The sequence below is a fragment of the Halobacillus sp. HZG1 genome (assembly GCF_035818575.1).
In the GTDB taxonomy this organism is placed as follows: Bacteria; Bacillota; Bacilli; order Bacillales; family Halobacillaceae; genus Halobacillus; species Halobacillus litoralis.
The window spans coordinates 1-19,311 of record NZ_JAYLVQ010000059.1 but is presented as its reverse complement, the minus strand read 5'-3'; the positions used below and the strand labels follow the sequence as shown (position 1 = coordinate 19,311).

The 19,311-nt window shown below is 42.4% G+C and carries 19 protein-coding genes; 8 read left to right on the top strand and 11 right to left on the bottom strand.

Translation table 11 applies throughout. From position 1 onward, the window contains the following. Positions 1–360 precede the first annotated feature (360 nt). Together bshB2 and VKA52_RS08840 are read left to right on the top strand one after the other, a co-directional pair. Positions 361–1,047 (top strand): bacillithiol biosynthesis deacetylase BshB2, encoded by a 687-nt coding sequence (bshB2, locus tag VKA52_RS08845; protein WP_160916382.1) that lies wholly within the window; start codon positions 361–363, stop codon positions 1,045–1,047. A 153-nt stretch (positions 1,048–1,200) separates the two neighbouring features. Then, positions 1,201–1,950: a FixH family protein gene (locus VKA52_RS08840; RefSeq protein ID WP_326315199.1), complete on the top strand. Its 750-nt coding sequence runs from the start codon at positions 1,201–1,203 to the stop codon at positions 1,948–1,950. Between the two features lie 50 nt (positions 1,951–2,000). Here VKA52_RS08840 and typA read toward each other — a convergent pair whose 3' ends face one another. Next, positions 2,001–3,842, bottom strand: a complete 1,842-nt coding sequence (gene typA / locus VKA52_RS08835; protein WP_160916378.1) for a translational GTPase TypA — start codon at positions 3,840–3,842, stop codon at positions 2,001–2,003. 317 nt (positions 3,843–4,159) lie between these two features. On the opposite strand from typA, the gene VKA52_RS08830 reads away from it, so the two are divergent. After that, a complete protein-coding gene (locus VKA52_RS08830; protein WP_326315197.1) occupies positions 4,160–5,098 on the top strand; it encodes an RluA family pseudouridine synthase in 939 nt (312 codons plus the stop codon). A 32-nt stretch (positions 5,099–5,130) separates the two neighbouring features. On the opposite strand, the gene VKA52_RS08825 is transcribed toward VKA52_RS08830, so the two are convergent. Further along, positions 5,131–5,430 (bottom strand): 4a-hydroxytetrahydrobiopterin dehydratase, encoded by a 300-nt coding sequence (locus VKA52_RS08825; protein WP_326315195.1) that lies wholly within the window; start codon positions 5,428–5,430, stop codon positions 5,131–5,133. A gap of 15 nt (positions 5,431–5,445) precedes the next feature. Beyond that, positions 5,446–7,218 (bottom strand): M3 family oligoendopeptidase, encoded by a 1,773-nt coding sequence (locus tag VKA52_RS08820; RefSeq protein WP_326315193.1) that lies wholly within the window; start codon positions 7,216–7,218, stop codon positions 5,446–5,448. A gap of 634 nt (positions 7,219–7,852) precedes the next feature. On the opposite strand from VKA52_RS08820, the gene VKA52_RS08815 reads away from it, so the two are divergent. After that, positions 7,853–8,773 (top strand): TIGR03571 family LLM class oxidoreductase, encoded by a 921-nt coding sequence (locus VKA52_RS08815; protein ID WP_326315201.1) that lies wholly within the window; start codon positions 7,853–7,855, stop codon positions 8,771–8,773. 24 nt (positions 8,774–8,797) lie between these two features. Further along, positions 8,798–9,499: a DUF5694 domain-containing protein gene (locus VKA52_RS08810; protein WP_326315191.1), complete on the top strand. Its 702-nt coding sequence runs from the start codon at positions 8,798–8,800 to the stop codon at positions 9,497–9,499. A gap of 62 nt (positions 9,500–9,561) precedes the next feature. Here VKA52_RS08810 and VKA52_RS08805 read toward each other — a convergent pair whose 3' ends face one another. Continuing rightward, positions 9,562–11,187: a BCCT family transporter gene (locus tag VKA52_RS08805; protein ID WP_160916369.1), complete on the bottom strand. Its 1,626-nt coding sequence runs from the start codon at positions 11,185–11,187 to the stop codon at positions 9,562–9,564. 221 nt (positions 11,188–11,408) lie between these two features. Here VKA52_RS08805 and VKA52_RS08800 point away from each other — a divergent pair, with 221 nt between their 5' ends. Continuing rightward, positions 11,409–11,714 (top strand): hypothetical protein, encoded by a 306-nt coding sequence (locus tag VKA52_RS08800; RefSeq protein WP_160916367.1) that lies wholly within the window; start codon positions 11,409–11,411, stop codon positions 11,712–11,714. Positions 11,715–11,716: 2 nt separating this feature from the next. Here the strand turns inward: VKA52_RS08800 and VKA52_RS08795 are convergent, their stop codons facing one another. From VKA52_RS08795 to VKA52_RS08785, 3 genes are all read right to left on the bottom strand, one after another. Next, positions 11,717–11,971 (bottom strand): hypothetical protein, encoded by a 255-nt coding sequence (locus VKA52_RS08795; protein ID WP_160916365.1) that lies wholly within the window; start codon positions 11,969–11,971, stop codon positions 11,717–11,719. A 188-nt stretch (positions 11,972–12,159) separates the two neighbouring features. Then, the gene (locus tag VKA52_RS08790) at positions 12,160–12,591 is read right to left on the bottom strand and encodes a hypothetical protein (protein ID WP_326315189.1); all 432 of its coding nucleotides are present in this window, start codon (positions 12,589–12,591) and stop codon (positions 12,160–12,162) included. 138 nt (positions 12,592–12,729) lie between these two features. Next, positions 12,730–14,157 (bottom strand): aldehyde dehydrogenase family protein, encoded by a 1,428-nt coding sequence (locus VKA52_RS08785; RefSeq protein WP_160916362.1) that lies wholly within the window; start codon positions 14,155–14,157, stop codon positions 12,730–12,732. Positions 14,158–14,305: 148 nt separating this feature from the next. Between VKA52_RS08785 and purU the strand changes: the two genes are divergently transcribed. Beyond that, complete coding sequence (gene purU / locus VKA52_RS08780) at positions 14,306–15,202, top strand: formyltetrahydrofolate deformylase (RefSeq protein ID WP_160916360.1); 897 nt, start codon at positions 14,306–14,308, stop codon at positions 15,200–15,202. Positions 15,203–15,328: 126 nt separating this feature from the next. Continuing rightward, a complete protein-coding gene (locus tag VKA52_RS08775) occupies positions 15,329–15,823 on the top strand; it encodes a L,D-transpeptidase family protein (RefSeq protein ID WP_326315187.1) in 495 nt (164 codons plus the stop codon). 38 nt (positions 15,824–15,861) lie between these two features. Here VKA52_RS08775 and VKA52_RS08770 read toward each other — a convergent pair whose 3' ends face one another. The 4 genes from VKA52_RS08770 to VKA52_RS20785 form a co-directional block, all read right to left on the bottom strand. Next, positions 15,862–16,518, bottom strand: a complete 657-nt coding sequence (locus tag VKA52_RS08770; RefSeq protein WP_160917060.1) for a reverse transcriptase-like protein — start codon at positions 16,516–16,518, stop codon at positions 15,862–15,864. Positions 16,519–16,585: 67 nt separating this feature from the next. Then, the gene (locus VKA52_RS08765) at positions 16,586–17,014 is read right to left on the bottom strand and encodes a GNAT family N-acetyltransferase (protein ID WP_160917062.1); all 429 of its coding nucleotides are present in this window, start codon (positions 17,012–17,014) and stop codon (positions 16,586–16,588) included. 91 nt (positions 17,015–17,105) lie between these two features. Beyond that, on the bottom strand, positions 17,106–18,680 hold the full coding sequence (mbcS, locus tag VKA52_RS08760) for an acyl-CoA synthetase MbcS (protein ID WP_326315184.1): 1,575 nt from the start codon (positions 18,678–18,680) through the stop codon (positions 17,106–17,108). 524 nt (positions 18,681–19,204) lie between these two features. Further along, positions 19,205–19,291: an IS3 family transposase gene (locus VKA52_RS20785; RefSeq protein WP_442788813.1), complete on the bottom strand. Its 87-nt coding sequence runs from the start codon at positions 19,289–19,291 to the stop codon at positions 19,205–19,207. Between the last annotated feature and the right edge of the window lie 20 nt (positions 19,292–19,311).

Sequence of the window (19,311 nt, the reverse complement as noted above, 5' to 3'; positions counted from 1 at the left end):
AGGTGTTCGAATTATCCACTTCCCTCAACCATTCAAGCTGACCCTTTCAGAAGTGGTTTCGAGACACTTATAAGGTCAAGGGGCGGAGGGAAACGGTGAGACTCCCATGGGACATGTGGGACAGGTGAGACCCCGGAAGGCGTAGCCTGAGGAGGCTCACCGCCCGCCCCATGGAAAGCGAATCGTTTCCCGGAGCCCCTAGAATTACACAAAAGTCTCGAAACTGAGTCTTCCACTAAAGGGAGCGTTAGGTAAATAATAACTGATGGAATGAGAAAAGCTTATAAACAAATGACTTTTCATTTTTTCTGATTTAAGCAATAATGTAGGTTAGTGATCCTCTTGAAGGAGTGAAAGAATATGATCGAACAAGAAAAACATGTACTCGTTATTTTCCCGCATCCCGATGACGAAGCGTTCGGAGTTTCCGGGACAATTTCCTCTTATATAAAACAAGGAACTCCCCTTACCTATGCGTGTCTCACGCTTGGAGAGATGGGGCGCAATCTCGGAAAACCTACGTTTGCAACGAGAGAGTCCCTTCCTGAAATCAGAAAGAGAGAATTAGTTAAAGCTGCCGAAGCGATGGGCATTGAAGACCTTCGAATGATGGGGTTGAGAGATAAGACGCTTGAATTTGAAGACGATCGTGAAATGAAAGACATGGTCCGCCATTTGGTGGATGAACTGCAACCCTCTTTGGTCATCAGTTTCTATCCTGGATTCGCTGTCCATCCTGACCATGAAGCGACGGCACGCGCAGTCGTACGCGCATTGAGGGAAATGGATGAAAAAGATCGACCTAAGTTTCACGCCGTAGCTTTTGCCAATGATACAGAAGAGAAATTGGGACAGCCGGATGTCATCAATGACATTCGCTCCGTGCAGAATGAAAAATTGGCAGCGATGCGTGCTCACATTTCTCAAACAGCAAGAATGCTTGAGATGCTTGAGGAAGGCATCAAAGTCAATGACCCTGAAGCATTAAAATGGGTGACAGACGAACGTTTTTATACGTATGATTGGAATAACGACAACGTCAAGTAGAGGGAAGCTTCCAACAGCTCCCTCTCTTTTTTTTCCTCATGTATTGTCACAAGATAGTCTAAAATTAAGCAGGAATGTCAAAGCTTTAAATGATATCCTAATTGTAGGTTTGGACAACTAAAGGCTCCAATACACAGATAAAGGAGATGCCATATGAAAAAAGTATTATTATCCATTATTTTCTTACTTGTAATCAGTGCTTGTTCTTCAAATAATAACGAACAGGATTCCACCGCCGCTGAGGAAAATAACAAGGTGGCTGAAATTCCTGAAGTACAAGTGAATTTCGAGCATGAGCCACTCCCTGCAAACGACGATACCACTATTCAAGCAATTGTCACTCAGGGCGGAGAGCCTGTCCCGGATGCAGAGTATGTGGAATTTGAGATTTGGTACAGTGAAGAGGGACAGGATTCATCTGACACGATTAAAGCAAAGCATACAGAAGATGGAGTTTATACCATCAACTACAGCTTTGATAAAGAAGGCACATACCAGGTCATCGCCCATACTCAGGTTGGAGACCTTCACACGATGCCGCAAAACGAAGTGGCAGTCGGACAACAGGCAGAAGCCAGTGGGCACGACCATGGAGATAGCAGTGGGAAGTTTATGGTCCACTTGATGACAGAGCAGACTTTTAGAGCTGGAGAAACATCGACGTTGACAGCACATATCAACCATATGGAAGAGCCTTTTTCAGAAGCACTTGTACGCTACGAAATTAGTTCTGATTTAATGGAAAAACATACCTACATCGATGCCGAAGAAGAGGAACCTGGAGAGTACACAGCGAATTATACATTCCCTGAAACTGGTTCATACACCATCAACATTCACTATGAGAAACCTGCAGAAGAGATCCACGGACATCAAAAAGAGATGCTCGAAGTAGTCCAATAAAAACAAAGAAAGCCCGGGGCCTACCAATAGGCCCCGGGCTTTCTTTGTTTTTAAACTTCTGTATTTTGAAGCTTTTTCTTCTTCGCCATTTTTTCACGTTCGTTCTTATTCAAGTATTTTTTACGAAGACGAACATTTTCAGGTGTTACCTCGCAATATTCATCATCATCAAGATACTCAATGGCTTCTTCAAGCGTCATTTGACGAGTTTTCTTAATTGTATTCGTCGTATCTTTGTTCGCTGAACGGATGTTGGTCAAATGTTTCTCTTTTGTGATGTTAACGGTAAGATCGTTTTCACGGTTGTGTTCACCAACGATCATTCCTTCATACACTTCTGTACCAGGTTCAACGAAAATGGTTCCGCGATCTTCAAGGTTCATGATTCCATAAGTGGAGGCTTTCCCTTTATCAAGAGAAACCAGAACACCTTCACGACGTCCACCGACTTGACCTTTTACAAGTGGGGCATAGCCATCAAAGGTATGGTTCAAGATTCCGTAGCCGCGTGTCTGCGTCATGAACTCTGTGGAATAACCAATCAGACCACGAGATGGTACTAAGAACTCAAGACGGACTTGACCATTCCCATCATTGACCATGTCCTGCATTTCACCTTTACGGTAACCAATCGATTCCATAACCGCACCTTGGTATTCGGCAGGAGTATCGATTTGAACACGTTCTACCGGTTCACACGTTTGTCCGTCGATCTCTTTCAGGATAACTTTCGGCTTGGAAAGTTGAAGTTCATAACCTTCACGACGCATGTTTTCCACTAGGATGGAAAGGTGAAGTTCACCACGTCCTGAAACCGTAAAGGCATCCGGAGAATCTGTTGGATCGACACGTAGGCTGACATCCGTCTCAAGTTGTGTCATCAAACGCTCTTCGATTTGACGGGACGTTACATATTTACCTTCACGCCCGGCAAACGGACTGTTGTTAACAAGGAATGTCATTTGTAGTGTTGGTTCGTCAATACGAGGGATTTCCATCGCATTCTGGTGTTCAGGTAGACACACCGTTTCTCCGACGTTGATATCTTCCAAGCCAGCAAGGGCAATAATATCTCCCGCTTTGGCTTCTTCGATTTCAACACGTTTCAAACCGATGAAACCGAACAACTTAGAAACACGGAAATTCTTCACCGATCCATCCTTTTTCATCAAGGATACTTGCTGGCCTACTTTGATTGAGCCATTAAAGACACGCCCAACTCCGATACGGCCAAGATAATCATTGTAATCAAGCAGCGTCACCTGGAATTGTAAGGGATCTTCTTTTGTATCTACGGGAGCAGGGATGTTGTTCATGATCAATTTGAAAATCGGATCCATTGTTTCCTGCTGATCCTCTGGTTCATCTCCTGAAGTTCCGTTTAATGCAGAAGCATAAACGACTGGGAATTCCAGCTGCTCATCATCAGCGCCAAGCTCGATGAACAGATCAAGAACTTCATCGACAACCTCATCCGGGCGAGCATTCGGGCGGTCGATTTTATTCAAAACGACAACCGGTGTCAATTTTTGTTCCAATGCTTTTTTCAACACAAAACGTGTTTGAGGCATACAGCCTTCATAAGCATCAACTACAAGAAGTACACCGTCAACCATCTTGAGAATACGTTCCACTTCTCCACCAAAGTCAGCGTGACCCGGTGTATCTAGAATATTTATACGCGCATCATTATAATTGATGGCGGTATTTTTGGCTAAAATCGTAATGCCGCGTTCTTTTTCCAAATCATTAGAGTCCATAGCGCGCTCATCGACATGCTCGTTATCACGGAAAGTTCCGGAATAGTGAAGCATTTGGTCGACCAATGTTGTTTTTCCGTGGTCAACGTGCGCGATGATCGCTATATTACGAATATCGTCTCTGTGTTGCATGAAGCACACACCTCTTTCGTATCACAAATTATTCAACCCTTCTATTATAACATAGTTCTATTACCATAGATACCAGCTTTACATATCGTTAACATCAGGAGTCTAAGTGCACCCTGTTAACTAGCTAGCAGCTCCACTGTTATAGTCTTACCTTTTACGCCTGACCCCCCATTTATTCCCAGGTGCACCAGGTACAACATAGAGGTTATTGCGTAAACGGTGCAGGAAAGAGTACAATATAGGGCAGTTCGTACCTGGTACCAATATGTACGATTAACGCCCCGGGTATTCAGTATTTTAGGAAATTAGGTGTAGAAATGAAGACGAAACGTATGGGAGATTGGCTTGAGGTCATCATCCCTGATCAGTGGGAAGGGTTTACGGTCGAAAAAATTCTGAAGAAGGAATGGAATGTACCAAGAAAGTTGATGCATAGTTTCCGTTCCAACAAAGAAGTAACTTTAAACAATGAAAACCCTCATTGGAAAACGGCAAGAGTCAATAGTGGTGACATTCTTCGCGTCCGGCTTTTTCGCCCGCAAACACTGGAAGTTACCCCGACATATATGGATATTGACGTCATCTACGAAGATGATCATATGCTGGTAGTCAATAAACCTGCAGGTGTGTTCACACATCCGAATACACCTCATGACCATGATACTCTTGTAAATGGAGTAGCTTTTTATTTTCAAATGAATGGCATTGAGGCAACGCCGAAATATGTCCATCGTCTGGACCGGGATACTTCGGGAGCCATCCTTTTTGCTAAGCATGATCTTGCTATTGCCATGCTCGGAAAAGAGTTACAAGAGCGTAAAATTAAAAGAACGTATTTAGCTTGGGCACACGGGAAGCTGAAACCACGTCACGGCAAAATCGAGCAACCGATTGGTAAAGACCGCCACCATCCTGTAAGAAGAAGAGTCTCGCAAGGGGGCCAGCATGCGGAAACGCATTACGAAGTTCTCTCATACGAAGGCTCTTATGATGCTTCTTTAGTGAAATTACAGTTACAAACCGGCAGGACCCACCAAATCCGAGTCCACCTGAGTCATATCGGCCACCCGCTCCTAGGGGATGAAATGTACGGAGGAAAAGGAAGCATCGATTACAAACAAGCTCTTCATGCTGCGAGGCTTACGTTGATTCACCCGTTCACAGAAAAGGAAATCCAGTGTCTTGCCATGCCAGCAAAAGACTCCCCCTTATTTACAGATGAACAAGTGAAGTCGTTAGACCAAGCCTCATCATAAAAGAAGCCGCTCCCGAAAGGAGCGGCTTCTTTTCATTTGATTGAATCATAGAGTTCATCATATTTCAACGCACAGGAGAGGTCAAGTTCTGTGAGCCCCTTGGCATTCCAGGAAGTAAGCTTCAAGGTCACCATTTTATAGTCAATGCTGATGAATGGATGGTGTTGAATATCCTCAGAATACTCAGCGATATGATTGACGAACTGGACGCCCGTCAGGAATTCACCAAACCGGTACCGCTTAACAATGAATTTTTCATCCGTAAGCTTCCAACCGTCTAACTGTGAAACCCGTTGTTCCTTTTCTTCTTGCGGGATCAACTTTTCTTCCATCGTTCTCTCCTCCTCTTAAACTAAATCCATGAATGACTCAAGGTCAGAAAGGCACAATTCCAATGCATGCACCCAGAAATCTTTCTCTTCTAAATCTACATCCAAATGTTTCTTCGCAAGATCCTCCACAGTCATCCTTCCTGTATCCTGCAGCAAGGCGATATAGCGATCTTCAAACGCTGGACCAACTTCAAGGGCCTTCGCGTAGATTCCCATGCTGAAAAGATACCCAAAGGTGTATGGGAAGTTATAGAAAGGGACATCTGTGATGTGGAAATGCAACTTGGAAGCCCAGAAGGTCGGATCGTATTCATCTAACGTGTGTACGTAAGCTTCTCGCTGGGCCTCTGTCATCAACTCGTTCAGCCGCTCTGTTGAAACGACCCCCTGCTTGCGCTCTTCATAAAAACGCGTTTCAAATAAGAACCGTGCATGGATGTTCATGAAGAAAGCGACACTACGCTGGACTTTATCTTCCAGTAAAACCATTTTTTCAGCTTCCGTAGACGCCTCTTTAACAGCCGCATCCGCTACAATCATTTCTGCGAACGTCGAAGCTGTTTCCGCAACGTTCATCGCATATCCTTGATTCAGTTCGGGTAATTCATTCATGACATGCTGATGATAAGCATGACCAAGTTCATGCGCTAGTGTGGCTACACTGGACGGACTACCTGAATACGTCATGAAAATTCTTGTTTCCCCACTGTCGGGGAAACTTGTACAAAAACCACCCGGTTGTTTTCCAGAGCGATCCTCTGCTTCAATCCACCTTTTTTCAAAAGCCATTTCTGCAAAATCCGCCATTTTAGGACTGAACTTCCTGAACTGTTGGATAATGAACTCTGCTCCTTCTTGGAAGCTCATTTTCTGATCGGCCTCTCCGAAGGGGGCTTCTACGTCATAAAAGCTCAAACGTTCAAGCCCTAACTTCTCTGCTTTCTTTTTCATATAGGGAACGTAATGATTTTTATATTCCGTAATCGTCTCCCACATGGCATCCAGTGTTTTTTCGCTCATTCGATTGTAGTCGAGAGGCTCTTTTAAAACATTCTCCCATTTGCGGTGTTTGTAAGTCTGAAGTCTGAAACCGGACAAATGATTTAAGGTCTCCGTGAACAAGTCCGAAGCCTCTCCCCAAGTTTCCTGCAGTTTATCAAACGCTTCTTTCCTCACCGAACGGTCCGGGTTGTCCAGGCGATTAGATGCTTGTCCCACAGATAACTTTTCCCCGTTCATCTCAATGGATAACTTCGCGACAAGGGCATCATACATTTGTCCCCACGCATGATAACCATCCACGCCCAAGTCGTTGATAAGAGATTCTTTTCCTACTTCTAATTTGTCCTTTGCAAGAGAACGCCTCTCATTCAAAACAAAAGAAATGGCTTTAAAAGGGGCCTGATTCAATAAGGATTTCCATACATCATCATCTACTTGAACAAACACCTGGTCCATTTCAGTTAGAGCGTTACCTAAACGCGCACCCAACTCACTTCTTTTCGATTGCCACATGCTTGCTTTTTTATCCTGGACATTTTGTGCACTTAAACAGCTCACAAAGGCCCCGAATTCACTCAATTGCTTAGATACTACCTGCAAAACCTCTACAATTTTGTTGAGTTCTTCTGTTTGATCTGTATTTTTTGGAGGTGTAAACGTACGAATGGCTGCCTCCAAATCATCCATATATCGTTCGGTTTTCCTTACATAATCCTTCAACTCTTCTGAATCACTTCCTCCTTGGAAAATGGAGTCTAAATCCCAAGTCAATGCATAAGTTCCCATGATGACTTCCCCTTTCTTCTATGTAGATTCTTCCATTAAAAGGTCCTATACCATTATATCAGAATTTTCTAACCTTCTCTTATATCGCTCAGTTTCCCATATCCCTCATATTTTGTCATATTTGGTTGAAATGTTTTTGATATGTTATTGTAATACAAATGAAACTTTTCTAAGTATTCAATCGTATTACTAAGTAGAATGTATTTATTAGTCCGCTCTGTTCTTAATACCAGTCATTCGAAAGGGGATAATTATTATGAAAAAAAGAATTGAATACGATGCCACGGAGATTGCAAGTGTTGCAGGAGGATCGACGATTCTAACCGTTCTTCTCTATCTAACCATCTATATATTATAATCATCCTACAAGCTCCCATCCTACGGGAGCTTTTTTTATTAGCCCGTCCTTTATATAAGCTCGCTTTCCAGCCACCCCTGACGCTCAACCCGGGAAACGGACCCTGGAAAGTCTCGAAACTGAGTCTTCAACAATCCTGCCAATTAGTTGAGTAACTCTGCTTTATGTGTAACCTTTTTGGTTAGTTTTCCAGGGAATTTCTCATTATAATAGGAAATAGTCGATTAAAGTGAAGGAGGATTCCGTTTGTTTCAAGACCATCACGGGTATCAACGCATGCTGCAACCAAACAAAATCACATTCGGCTTGACCATTCCCATAGAAAATTATCACCAGTCCCCTCCAAAGATGAACAATCAAATACAAATGGCGCAACTAGCTGAAGAACTAAACTTTCATTCTCTTTGGTTCCAGGACGTTCTATTAGAAGATCCAACGTTTGAAGACCCGGCGACAGGGCAGATTTTCGATAGTTTGATCTACTTAACGTACCTTGCTGCCCACACGAAAAAAATCAACTTAGGGACAGCGGCCCTGGTCATGCCACTCCGCCATCCTTTAAGGACAGCAAAAGAAGTAGCGAGTATTGAAAAACTTTTTCCTGAGCGACTGATGTTCGGGATTTCTTCAGGAGATCGAAGAAAAGACTTTGAAGGGCTGGATATCCCTATTATGGAGCGGAGTGAATGGTTCAGAGAAGCATTCCATGTTTTCAATGAGTCCATATACAATGAATTTCCGGAAATTCGCTCTTCTTTCGGCAAGATGAATCGTTCAAACATTGTACCAAAGCCCGAAAAGCGCATTCCTACTTTTATGACAGGCTATTGCCAACAGACACTAGACTGGGTTGCTGAACATGGAGATGGATGGATGTTTTACCCCCAACGGCCCACCCAGCAAAAAGAAACGATCTCTCAGTACAGAGAAAAAGTGAAGCATTACCACGGCGAATCAGCCTTCCGTCCGTTCTTTATGCCACTTCCTTTGCAGCTCGAAGAAAATCCGGATGCTCCTATTGAAAAAATACCCGCCGGATATAAAGTAGGGAGAAACGGATTGATGGATTTGATTGAGCAGTATCGTTCCATCGGCGTTAATCATTTAATGTTCGGTTTATCCCAAAATAAAAGACCTGTGAAGGAAGTGGTGCAAGAGCTGGGAGAAGAAGTCCTCCCTGCATTTAAAATCACATAATCACAGAATGAAAGGGAGATTTATTTGACCAAACCGGAAATATTACTCGTTGGAACTTTTCATATGTCCATGAATCCTGAAATGGTCAATGAACAACAGGAGGAAATACACGAAATTGTTCGTTCACTGAAAGAATTCAAGCCTACGAAAATTACCGTCGAAAAACCTTTCTTAATAGAAGAAGAGCTGGATCGTAAATATAAAGCTTTTAGGAATAACACCCTCACGCCCACCTTCGATGAAGTCGAACAATTTGCTTTTCGCCTTGCCGATGACTTGGATCTACCTTCCATTCACCCTATTGATGAAGTGGTAGACATGTCCAAGCCGACATTAAACCAAGTCTTTGAATGGGCGAAAGAACATCAACCTTCCTTGTTCAATGAAATCATGGAAGTTCAAAAACGACTCAAGTCGATGGAAAACAATGAAACTATAAAAAGCATTCTTCAATATGTGAATGATCCAGAATATAGGAAAGAGCTTCAAAGGGTCTATATGAAGTTAGCACGAGTCGGTGACCGACAGCATCAAGTGGGGGTCCATTGGCTAAAGCAGTGGCATCATCGTGATTTGGCGATTGCCGCCAATATATCAAGAATATCCGGGAAGAACGACCGCATTCTCGTTCTCATCGGCGGAGATCACCTGCACCTTCTGCAGCAGTTCTTAATAGACAGCGGTGATTTTAAAGTGTGTTCTGCAAGTTCCTATCTTCCCATCTGATGCTTACCCCAAAGCATAATAAAAGAGGTTCCCCAAAATACACAGGGGAACCTCTTTTCACATTAGTCTTGATCAGGTTTATCTTCGAGGGCTTCCAGAGCCGAGCGTTTTTTCTTCTTCTTGCGGTTTTTCCAACGCTTAATATGAATCGTGCTTGGTTCATAATCATCCGATTCTCTAATATCTGTGTTGGAGGCTTTCATGAACGACCATGCGAGTAAGAACATAATTACAATCAGAGGGAACCCACCTACAATACTCGCCGTCTGTAACGTCCCTAATCCACCAAGAAACATGAGAGAAAGCGGCATTAAGCACAAAGCAAAAGCCCAGAACAGACGGTTCCAACGCAAAGGTTCCCCTTCTACATTCTTCTGCACGACTGAAGCCAGAATGTAAGAAGATGAATCAAATGTTGTGGCAAGGAAAATAATCGCAAGCACTGTAAAGACCAGTACCATGAACTTCGCTAACGGAAGCTGGTTGATGATTTCAATAATGGTCGCAGGGGCACCATTCGCATCCATAAACGCAATTGCATCGAACTGCCCTGTTAACTGCATGTAAAGACCGAAGTTCCCCATAATTCCGAAGAAAAGGATACAACCTAGTGTTCCGTAGACCATTGTTCCAAGTACCATCTGACGAATGGTCCGTCCTCTGGAGATACGTGCAACAAACAACCCAACAAAAGGAGCATAAACAAGCCACCAGGCCCAATAGAAAATCGTCCAGGACTCTGGGAATCCCGTTTCTTCAAACTGGCCTAGGTTTCCAAAAGGTTCCATCCATGTGGCCATCTTAAAGAAGTTGTCCGCGAGAATCCCCAACGAGTTAAATGTTGTTTCACTAATGAACCGTGTCGGTCCAAATATAAAGATGAATGCAAGCAAGAAAATTGACAGCCACAAGTTTACATCACTGAGAACTTTGATTCCCCGCTTCAGCCCGGAGTAAGAGCTGATGGCAAAAATCAACGTACACAATAACATAATGGCTGTTTTCATACCTAAGTTTGCAGGGATACCTGTTAAACTATTGATACCCTCAGCAATCATAGGTGTCCCGAGAGCAAGGGTCGTGCCTGCGCCTCCCAATAAACCGAACATGAATAAAACATCAATAACGTTTCCAAGAGGACCGTCAACCGAATCACCTAAAACCGGTCGGACAGCTTCACTTACTTTAAGGACAGGTTTTTTTCGCACATAATAAAAATAAGCGATTGGCAGAGCTGGCAATGTATAAATCGCCCAAGCAATCGGACCCCAGTGAAAAATTCCATACGCTGATGCCCACTGAATCGCCTCTTTAGATTCTGGCTCAATTCCAAATGGAGGTCCTTGATAGTAATAAGCCCATTCAATAACCGCCCAGTACAAAATACTGGAACCGATCCCGGCGGCAAATAGCATGGCTGCCCATGAGAATGTATTAAACTCAGGCTTTTCACCTTCATCCCCTAGTTTAATCGATCCATTTTTACTAAAAGCCACATAAACAAGGAAAGCGAAAATAACAAAGCCCATAATCATATAAAGGACACCAAAGTTTTTCGTCATGAACGTATTAGCTTGTGATACAACTTCTTTACCAGCATCTGGGAAGATAATTAGTGGTAACGTGACACCCAGCAACAACACCAGAGCACCGATAAAAGTTGGCCAATCGATTAATTTTGTTTTCAAATGACATACATCCTTTCCACTTCTTCTTGATTTAGTTTGTTCTGCGTGAGGTAATTCATTCAGCTTTGCGAGGTTATGTACCGGAGAAAAACACGAGCTTTATTCTAACAAGTGTAAAGACAGAAGGCAAACGGGGATGTATGTTCAATACCCTATCTAGTAAAAAATTAACACGATTCCTGTCGTTATTTGACAAAAATAAAGAAAAAGTGGAAAGTTAAATGAAAGATACCACAGAGATGAGGTGGGAAATCGTGTCCGAACAGAAGAAAAAGTGGGATGATTTTATAAATCCTTTATACTTCCCACTCTTCACAGCCTTACCCGTGGAAGGTTGGCTTACATTCAAATCTTCTCCCTTTTCCGGAGTTGAAATAACATTATATATCATCGGTGTGCTTTTTTTAGTTTTTGCAGGGACCGTCGAAACGAACAGTGAGGAAGGAAAACACAGAGCCATCGGTTACATTTACTTAGTGTCCGCCTTAGTGTTTGGGGGTATGGGGCTGTTCAAATGGCTTGCCTGAAGCTAAATGAAAAACAACCACGGAAGAATCATAGGAACCAAGATGATGATGGTGACTATTAACCACGCACTTGGATTTTCACTAGTCAGTTGTTTTCGATAGGACATGCCCCACGCTAAAAATAATAGAGCTGTCATCATAATGCTTCGCAAATGGAATTCCCCATCTTTATTGTTCATGAAAATATAGACGGCACCTTCGGCTAAAATCAGAATGCCGACGATAATATTAAAAATATGTGTAAACCATTTATTCATGGATCACAACCTCCTTTACATCCTCTATTATCATTATCCTTTCCAAGTATATTACAACCTCATCCCTAAGGAAAAGAACCAAAACATCTATATACAGTGCCCCCTTTCCAATCTTCCTCCCTCTTTATAAAACCATATGGCAGGATGGAAAAATAAAAAAAGCCTGCTGGAACAGCTGTTCCAACTGGCTAGAGTGTTTCGATTATTCCCTTAAGATCCTTAGTCATTTCATACATTGTGCCACTGTCACGGAGGATTTCCCAATAACCTTCATAGAAAAACACCTCTAACAAGGTATCTCCTTCGCACGAAAGCTTAAGTGCACCTTCTACTTCTGAGGTTAAGGAAGTTAAGGAAGACTCTTTCAATGGCGGACTGTTTTTCATTTCTTCCAGGAACTTTCGGACCTCCTGTTCCTGCTCCAGTTTGTATGTTGTCCTTTCTGTTTCTAAATCATAGTAGGTAATTGTGACAGGTCTTTCATATTCAGTCCAATGATAGGGAGTAATATGATCCTGGTTGAAAACCATAGGATTAAAAAAATACCTTTGATCGATGTATATGTAGGCAAAAAACACGACAAGGATAAGACTACCAAATATGAACCATTTCTTTCTCATTCCCCCACCTCTTCACAAATTCCATGCGTCTGCATCTATCCTGTATACGCATAAAATGAGGGCGAGGTTTCATCTTTTCAAAATAATTCCTTTTTCACAAAGAAAAAAGGCGGAATCAGATTTCCGCCTTTTTCTTTCTTATAACTTTGGATAGCCCAAGACTGTTTTCACTTCTAAATATTCTTCAATACCATAATCGCCCCATTCTCTTCCAATACCAGACTGTTTATATCCACCAAATGGTGCGGCAAAGTCTGCTTCCGCATCATTGATTTTCACTCGGCCCGCTCGGATGCTGGATGCAACCTTTGCCAGGGTCTGTTCATCTTCACCAAAGACATAGCCTGCAAGTCCATATTTCACATCATTGGAAAGTTCAATGGCTTCTTCAATCGTGTCATACGTGATCAAGCAGGTGACAGGTCCGAAGATTTCTTCTTGCGCGATGACCATATCGTTATTCACATCTGTGAATACGGTAGGTTTGGCATAATAACCTTTATCTAATCCATCAGGCTTCCCTGTTCCTCCTACCAGAAGAGTGGCGCCTTCTTCCTGTCCTTTTTCAATATACGATTGAACAGTATCCCATTGCTTTTTAGAAACCAATGGACCAATATGATTATTTCCTTGAGGATCCCCGACAGGGAATTCAGGAAGTACTTTTTTAACAGCTTCTTCAAATGAATCTTTCATAGATGAAGGTACAAGTACCCTTGTGGCAGCAGAACAAACCTGTCCACTGTTTGTAGCAATATGGCTGACAGCGGCCCTTGCTGCTTTTTCAACATCAGCATCTTCAAGCACGACTAACGGAGATTTACCTCCCAGTTCCAGTGCAACGTTAGCAATGCGTTCAGATGCATTCTCCATGATTTTCTGACCTACAGCACCAGAACCTGTAAAGGATACAAAGTCAATATCTGGATGTGAACTGATACCATTACCGATGACAGAACCTGATCCATTCACTAAGTTGAATGCTCCTTTTGGTACGCCGACCTTATCAAAGATTTCAGTTAAAATAATAGCCGCAAAAGGGGTCAACTCTGCCGGCTTGGCGACTACGGGGCTTCCCGCAGCAAAAGCACTGGCAATTTTTGTTGAAATTTGGTTTGTTGGGAAATTCCATGGTGTAATTAAACCACTGACACCTACGGAATCCTTCATCACCGTGTGGCCTCCACGATCTTCAATAAATGAGAAATCTCTTAATGATTCTGCGGCTTGTGAAAAATGATTGTATCCCATCATGTAATGTACGTTTTCTGAGATGGATTTTGGAGAACCCAACTCTTGTGTAATTGTCTCGATAATCTCTTCTTTTCTGTTCTCATATTCTGCAGCTATGTCTTCAAGCATTTTTATTCTTTCTTCTTTAGAGGTTTGAGAGAAAGATGGAAAAGCATCACGTGCCGCCTGAACCGCCTTATTTAAATCCTCTTTCGTACCAAGACTAATGGTACCAATGACTTCTTCCGTAGCAGGATTGATTACATCTTCTGTTTCATTGCCGGTGGACTCTACCCATTCACCGTTTATATAATGCTTCAAATAGTTACGCATTTTCATTTCTCCTTTATATCAAGAAATTTTATATCACGTCTTACATGGTGAATGTATCCGAATTCTCCCAATTCGAAACATACGGCTGCTTTCCAAACGGCTTTCACTCGACTATAATGGGGAAAATAATAAGGAAGGATGAGTGTTGATGACTTCGACCAACCAGCAAATTCAACATTACTTGACCAGGAATGAGGATAAAGCACGCTTACTCGTCAGTTGCCCAGATAAGCCAGGAATCGTTTCCAGTATCTCGACATTCCTCTACGAACATGGGGCAAACATCGTGGAATCAAATCAATTTACAACAGATCATGAAGAAGGAACCTTTTTCTTACGCATCGTATTCGCAGCAGAAAATATGAAGTCCAGAGAGCAAACGATGAAAGCAGGTTTTCACACCCTTGCAGAACAATTCGAAATGACCTGGCGAATGACTTTTCTCCATGAATTGAAGCGCACGGCTATTTTTGTATCCAAGGAACTTCATTGCTTGCGTGAGCTTTTATATGAATGGGAGAGTGGGGACCTCGTAACGGACATTGCGCTTGTTATCAGTAACCATGAATCTGCAAGAGAAATTGTCGAGTCTTTCGGAATCCCTTTTTATCACATTCCGGCAAACAAAGACATCCGGGAAGAGGTAGAAGAAAAACAGCTGGATTTGTTGGAAGAATACAATATCGATTTGATTATCCTAGCCAGATACATGCAAATCCTCACTCCTAAGTTTGTAGACAGTCATCCATCCAAAATCATCAACATTCACCATTCCTTCTTGCCCGCATTCATTGGTGCTAACCCGCACAAACGAGCTTACAAACGTGGGGTCAAGTTAATTGGTGCCACCTCCCATTATGTGACCGACGACCTTGATGAAGGACCAATCATTGAACAGGATGTGATTAGAGTCGATCATAGAAACAGTGTGAATGACCTCAAGAAAAAAGGGCGGCTGATTGAGCGCAGCGTGCTGAACAGAGCCGTCAAATGGGCCCTTGAGGATCGTGTCATCGTTCATAAAAATAAAACCATCGTCTTATAAGATCGAAATGAACAATAAGGACCTGACCGGCTGTGTCAGGTCCTTTCTTTTGACAGAATAATTGATGGGAAAGTCCCCTGAATTCCTACATAAAATAGGTTAACCATCTTTAAAGGGGGGACAGGGATGATCCATACCGTAAAACCAGGGGAAACATTGGCACAAATATCAAGAGATTATCGTACACCGTTGAGGGATATTCTTGCAGCAAACCAAATCGCAAACCCGAATATGATTTTTCCAGGGCAACAAATTAACATTCCAGGCTTTCCGAACCCAGATACCATACCTTATCGAATTGATATATCCACAACCAAACGGCAATTGCGATTGTATAAAAATGGCGCCTTGCAAAAAGAGTTTCCTATTGCCGTTGGAAAAATACTTTCAGCGACCCCTGTAGGAAACTTCTTCATAATCAACAAAGCTCCAAATCCTGGTGGTCCTTACGGGACGATGTGGATGAGTCTATCCAAGCAGCATTATGGCATTCACGGGACAAACAATCCTTCCTCAATCGGAAAAGCTGTTTCCAAAGGATGTATCCGCATGTTTAATAAAGATGTGGAAGAGTTAGCAAGGACGATTCCAATAGGAACGCCGGTTACTATTCATCCTTAAATAGAAAAAAAGCCGGTGGATATCCACCGGCTTTTTTTTCATTCCAACTCCGATCGACTTGTCACCTTTACTCCCTTTAAAGCTTGTGTAGCAAGTCGGTCAGCCTCCCCGTTATCCTTCCTTGAAATAACTTCAAAGGAAGGGGCAATTCCCATCTCCTTTATTTTTTCATCAATACGGTCAGCCCAATTATTTAAAGCCTTTTCCATCGTAGGCCACTCATCGTTCAGTTGATTAATCACCACTTGAGAGTCTCCTACGAAACGAACAGGAATATGATGAACTCCCATAAAATCCAATTCTTGAATGGCTAAATGTAAGGCCGCGTACTCCGCCTCATTATTTGTATCCAGTTCGTCAACAAGGGCATTTACTCTTAAACGCATCGCTTTCCCGCTTTGAATATAATAAATGACACACCCAAGGCCTGCCTTACGCTCTTTTATATCATATCCGCCATCAAAATAGACAGTAATATCATGAGGCTCGGTTTCAAGATCATCCAAATATTTTTGGAGATCCTTTCGCTTCCATGTTGTATCATAATCGTCGATAAAGGTAATGGATTTGGCGCGTCCTGTTTTTTCTAAATCTTCGGTTATTAGCAAGGCCTGTCCAATGTTCATCTCTTCTGACCTGAAAAATGCTTCTGTTTTCTTCGGGGTTTTATATGTAACTTCCAGTCTGATTTTCATCCGCACTCCACCCTCCTTCTAAATTATTTCCATGTGTTTATTATGGTCTAAACATCTAAGATTATTTTTAGCCGAGGGGTTTATAAAAACCTGTCGCTTTTCCTTCAAACCCAAAGGAATGATAGACATCATGTGCCTTCTTTCTGTCCGCTCTATTTCCACTATTCAACATGATGGTTTTCGCTCCTTTAGTGATTGCCCATTCATCAGCCTTTTCCATAAGCATCCTTCCTATCCCTTTTCCTTGTGCTGTCTCACACACAACAAAAGCGATGACCCTCACGTGGGGGGCATCTGTGTGGTAGGCTTCATTGAAGGTCATTCCAATCATACCAAGCAGTTCCCCATTCGCCTCATAGACGAAGGTTTGGTAGTGTTCTTTAACTAATATACTTTCCAATCTGTATTTCATCTGTTCTTTACTTGATGGGTAACCTAGGGCATCCATTAAGGGGACAAGCCCTTCCGCATCTTCAAGCTTTACACTTCGAATCATCTGTCCCTCTTCACTTCCTTTTCTAAAAAATTCCTTTTCAGCATAACAAACCTGAAGGCCTTTCTCGACCTTCAGGTTTGTTGTGTTTTATTTATTTCATCACTTTCTCTTTTTGGCGAAGCTCCACTCTTCGTATTTTTCCAGATGTCGTCTTCGGCAATTCTTGAATGAATTCCACTTTTCTAGGATACTTGTAAGGCGCTGTCAGTTCCTTTACATGATTTTGTAGATCTGAGACCAATTCTTCATTTCCTTCAAAACCTTGCTGAAGGACAATATAGGCCTTTACAACATTTCCTCGAACTTCATCAGGGCTTGCAACAACAGCACATTCCTGGACAGCTTCATGTTTGACAAGAGCATCTTCCACTTCGAACGGGCCGATGGTATAACCTGAACTGATGATGATATCATCACTCCTGCCTTCAAACCAAAAATAACCTTCTTCATCCATCTTAGCCTGGTCACCTGTCACGTAATAGTTGCCTCGTCGGGACATCTTCGTACGTTCAGGATCTTTATAATACTCCCTAAATAAAGCTGGAGTATCAAGGTGTACTGCAATGTCTCCTACTTCACCTGCCTCTACAGGCACACCCATCTCGTCAATGATTTCGACCTGATTCCCTGGTGTTGGACGACCCATTGACCCAGGGCGCACTTCCATATCTTTCATAATTCCGACGAGAAGTGTATTTTCTGTCTGACCGTAACCATCACGTACTGTTACATCATAATGTTTTTGGAACGTGTCGATGACTTCACGGTTTAACGGCTCTCCAGCAGAAACCGCACTATGCAGTCCTTTTAATTTATAATCAACTAAATTATCAACTTTAGCCATTAAACGATATTCCGTTGGCGTACAACAAAGAACATTCACATTATGTTCATCCATCATGCTTAAATATTTTTTGGGATCGAACTTCCCTTGATAAATCAAACCTTTAGCCCCTGTTCCGAGCACCGAAAGAAACGGACTCCAAATCCACTTCTGCCAGCCAGGTCCAGCTGTTGCCCAAACCGTATCTCCATCTTGGATCGCCAACCATTTATCAGCAGCTGTCTTTAAATGGGCATACCCCCACCCATGTGTATGAACAACACCTTTCGGGTTACCTGTTGTACCAGATGTGTAAGAAAGGAAAGCCATATCGTCTCTTGAAGTATCAGCAAGTAACAACTCTTCACTATTGTCATCCATAAGAGAATCAAGATCATACCATTTCTCTTTCGCCCCACCTACAGAAAAAGTGATTAACTCATCAAACTCATGAACGCCATGGAACTGATCTGTATAAGGGTGATAGCTGACGACCCCGCTCACTTCTCCGTGAGAAATTCTATACTGCAAATCTTTCGTCCTCAGCATTTCAGAACTTGGAATAACGACAAGTCCTACTTTAAGAGCGGCTATATACACTTGATAAGCTTCAATCAAGCGAGGAATCATGACGAGTACTTTATCTCCCTGCTTCAATCCCCGTTCAAGGAAAGCGTTTCCAATTTTATTCGCATTTTTCATTAACTCTTCATATGTAACTTCTTTCTGGTCACCTTGTTCATTTAACCATAACAAAGCTTTTCTCCCTGTTTCTCTCGCGTATTTCTCCATTTCAGAAACAACATTATATCTTTCAGGAGCAATCAGTTCTTCTCTTTTCATATTAGGACCTCCTTTTTAATGAGCGACTGTTCAGTTTGTCCAATTCTATTATAGCAATTTTTCTTAATATTTCAAATAATTAATCATACATACTCCACTAACGCGCCCTTTAGTGGAAGACTCAGTTTCGATACTTTTTTGTAATTCTAGGGGCTCCGGGAAACGATTCGCTCCGCCCCTTGACCTTATAAGTGTCTCGAAACCACTTCTAAAAGGGTCAGCTTGAATGGTTGAGGGAAGTGGATGATTCGAACACCTGTATTCATAAGTAATGTTCCAATTCTTCTCCCCTATGCGGGCATATAGTGCGTTCTATCCAGCATTTGCGTATGCTAAACGTCAACGAGGTAGAGTTTAAATCATTCACTTCCCATATCCATACAAGCTGATTTTAAGTAGTGGTTTCGAGAACCATACTTGATTAAGGGGCGAAGGGGAATGGCGAGACTCCTGCGGGAAAAAAGTGCAGGGTGAGACCCCACAGGACGCAGTGTACTGACCCCATAAAATTGGACACTATGTAGTTAAGCTGTTGCTTGATATTTATCGCGGAACTGAACCGGGCTCATCCTTAATTTAGATTTGATTCTTCTATTGTTGTATTTTTCCATAAAAGCTGAGAGCTCCTGCT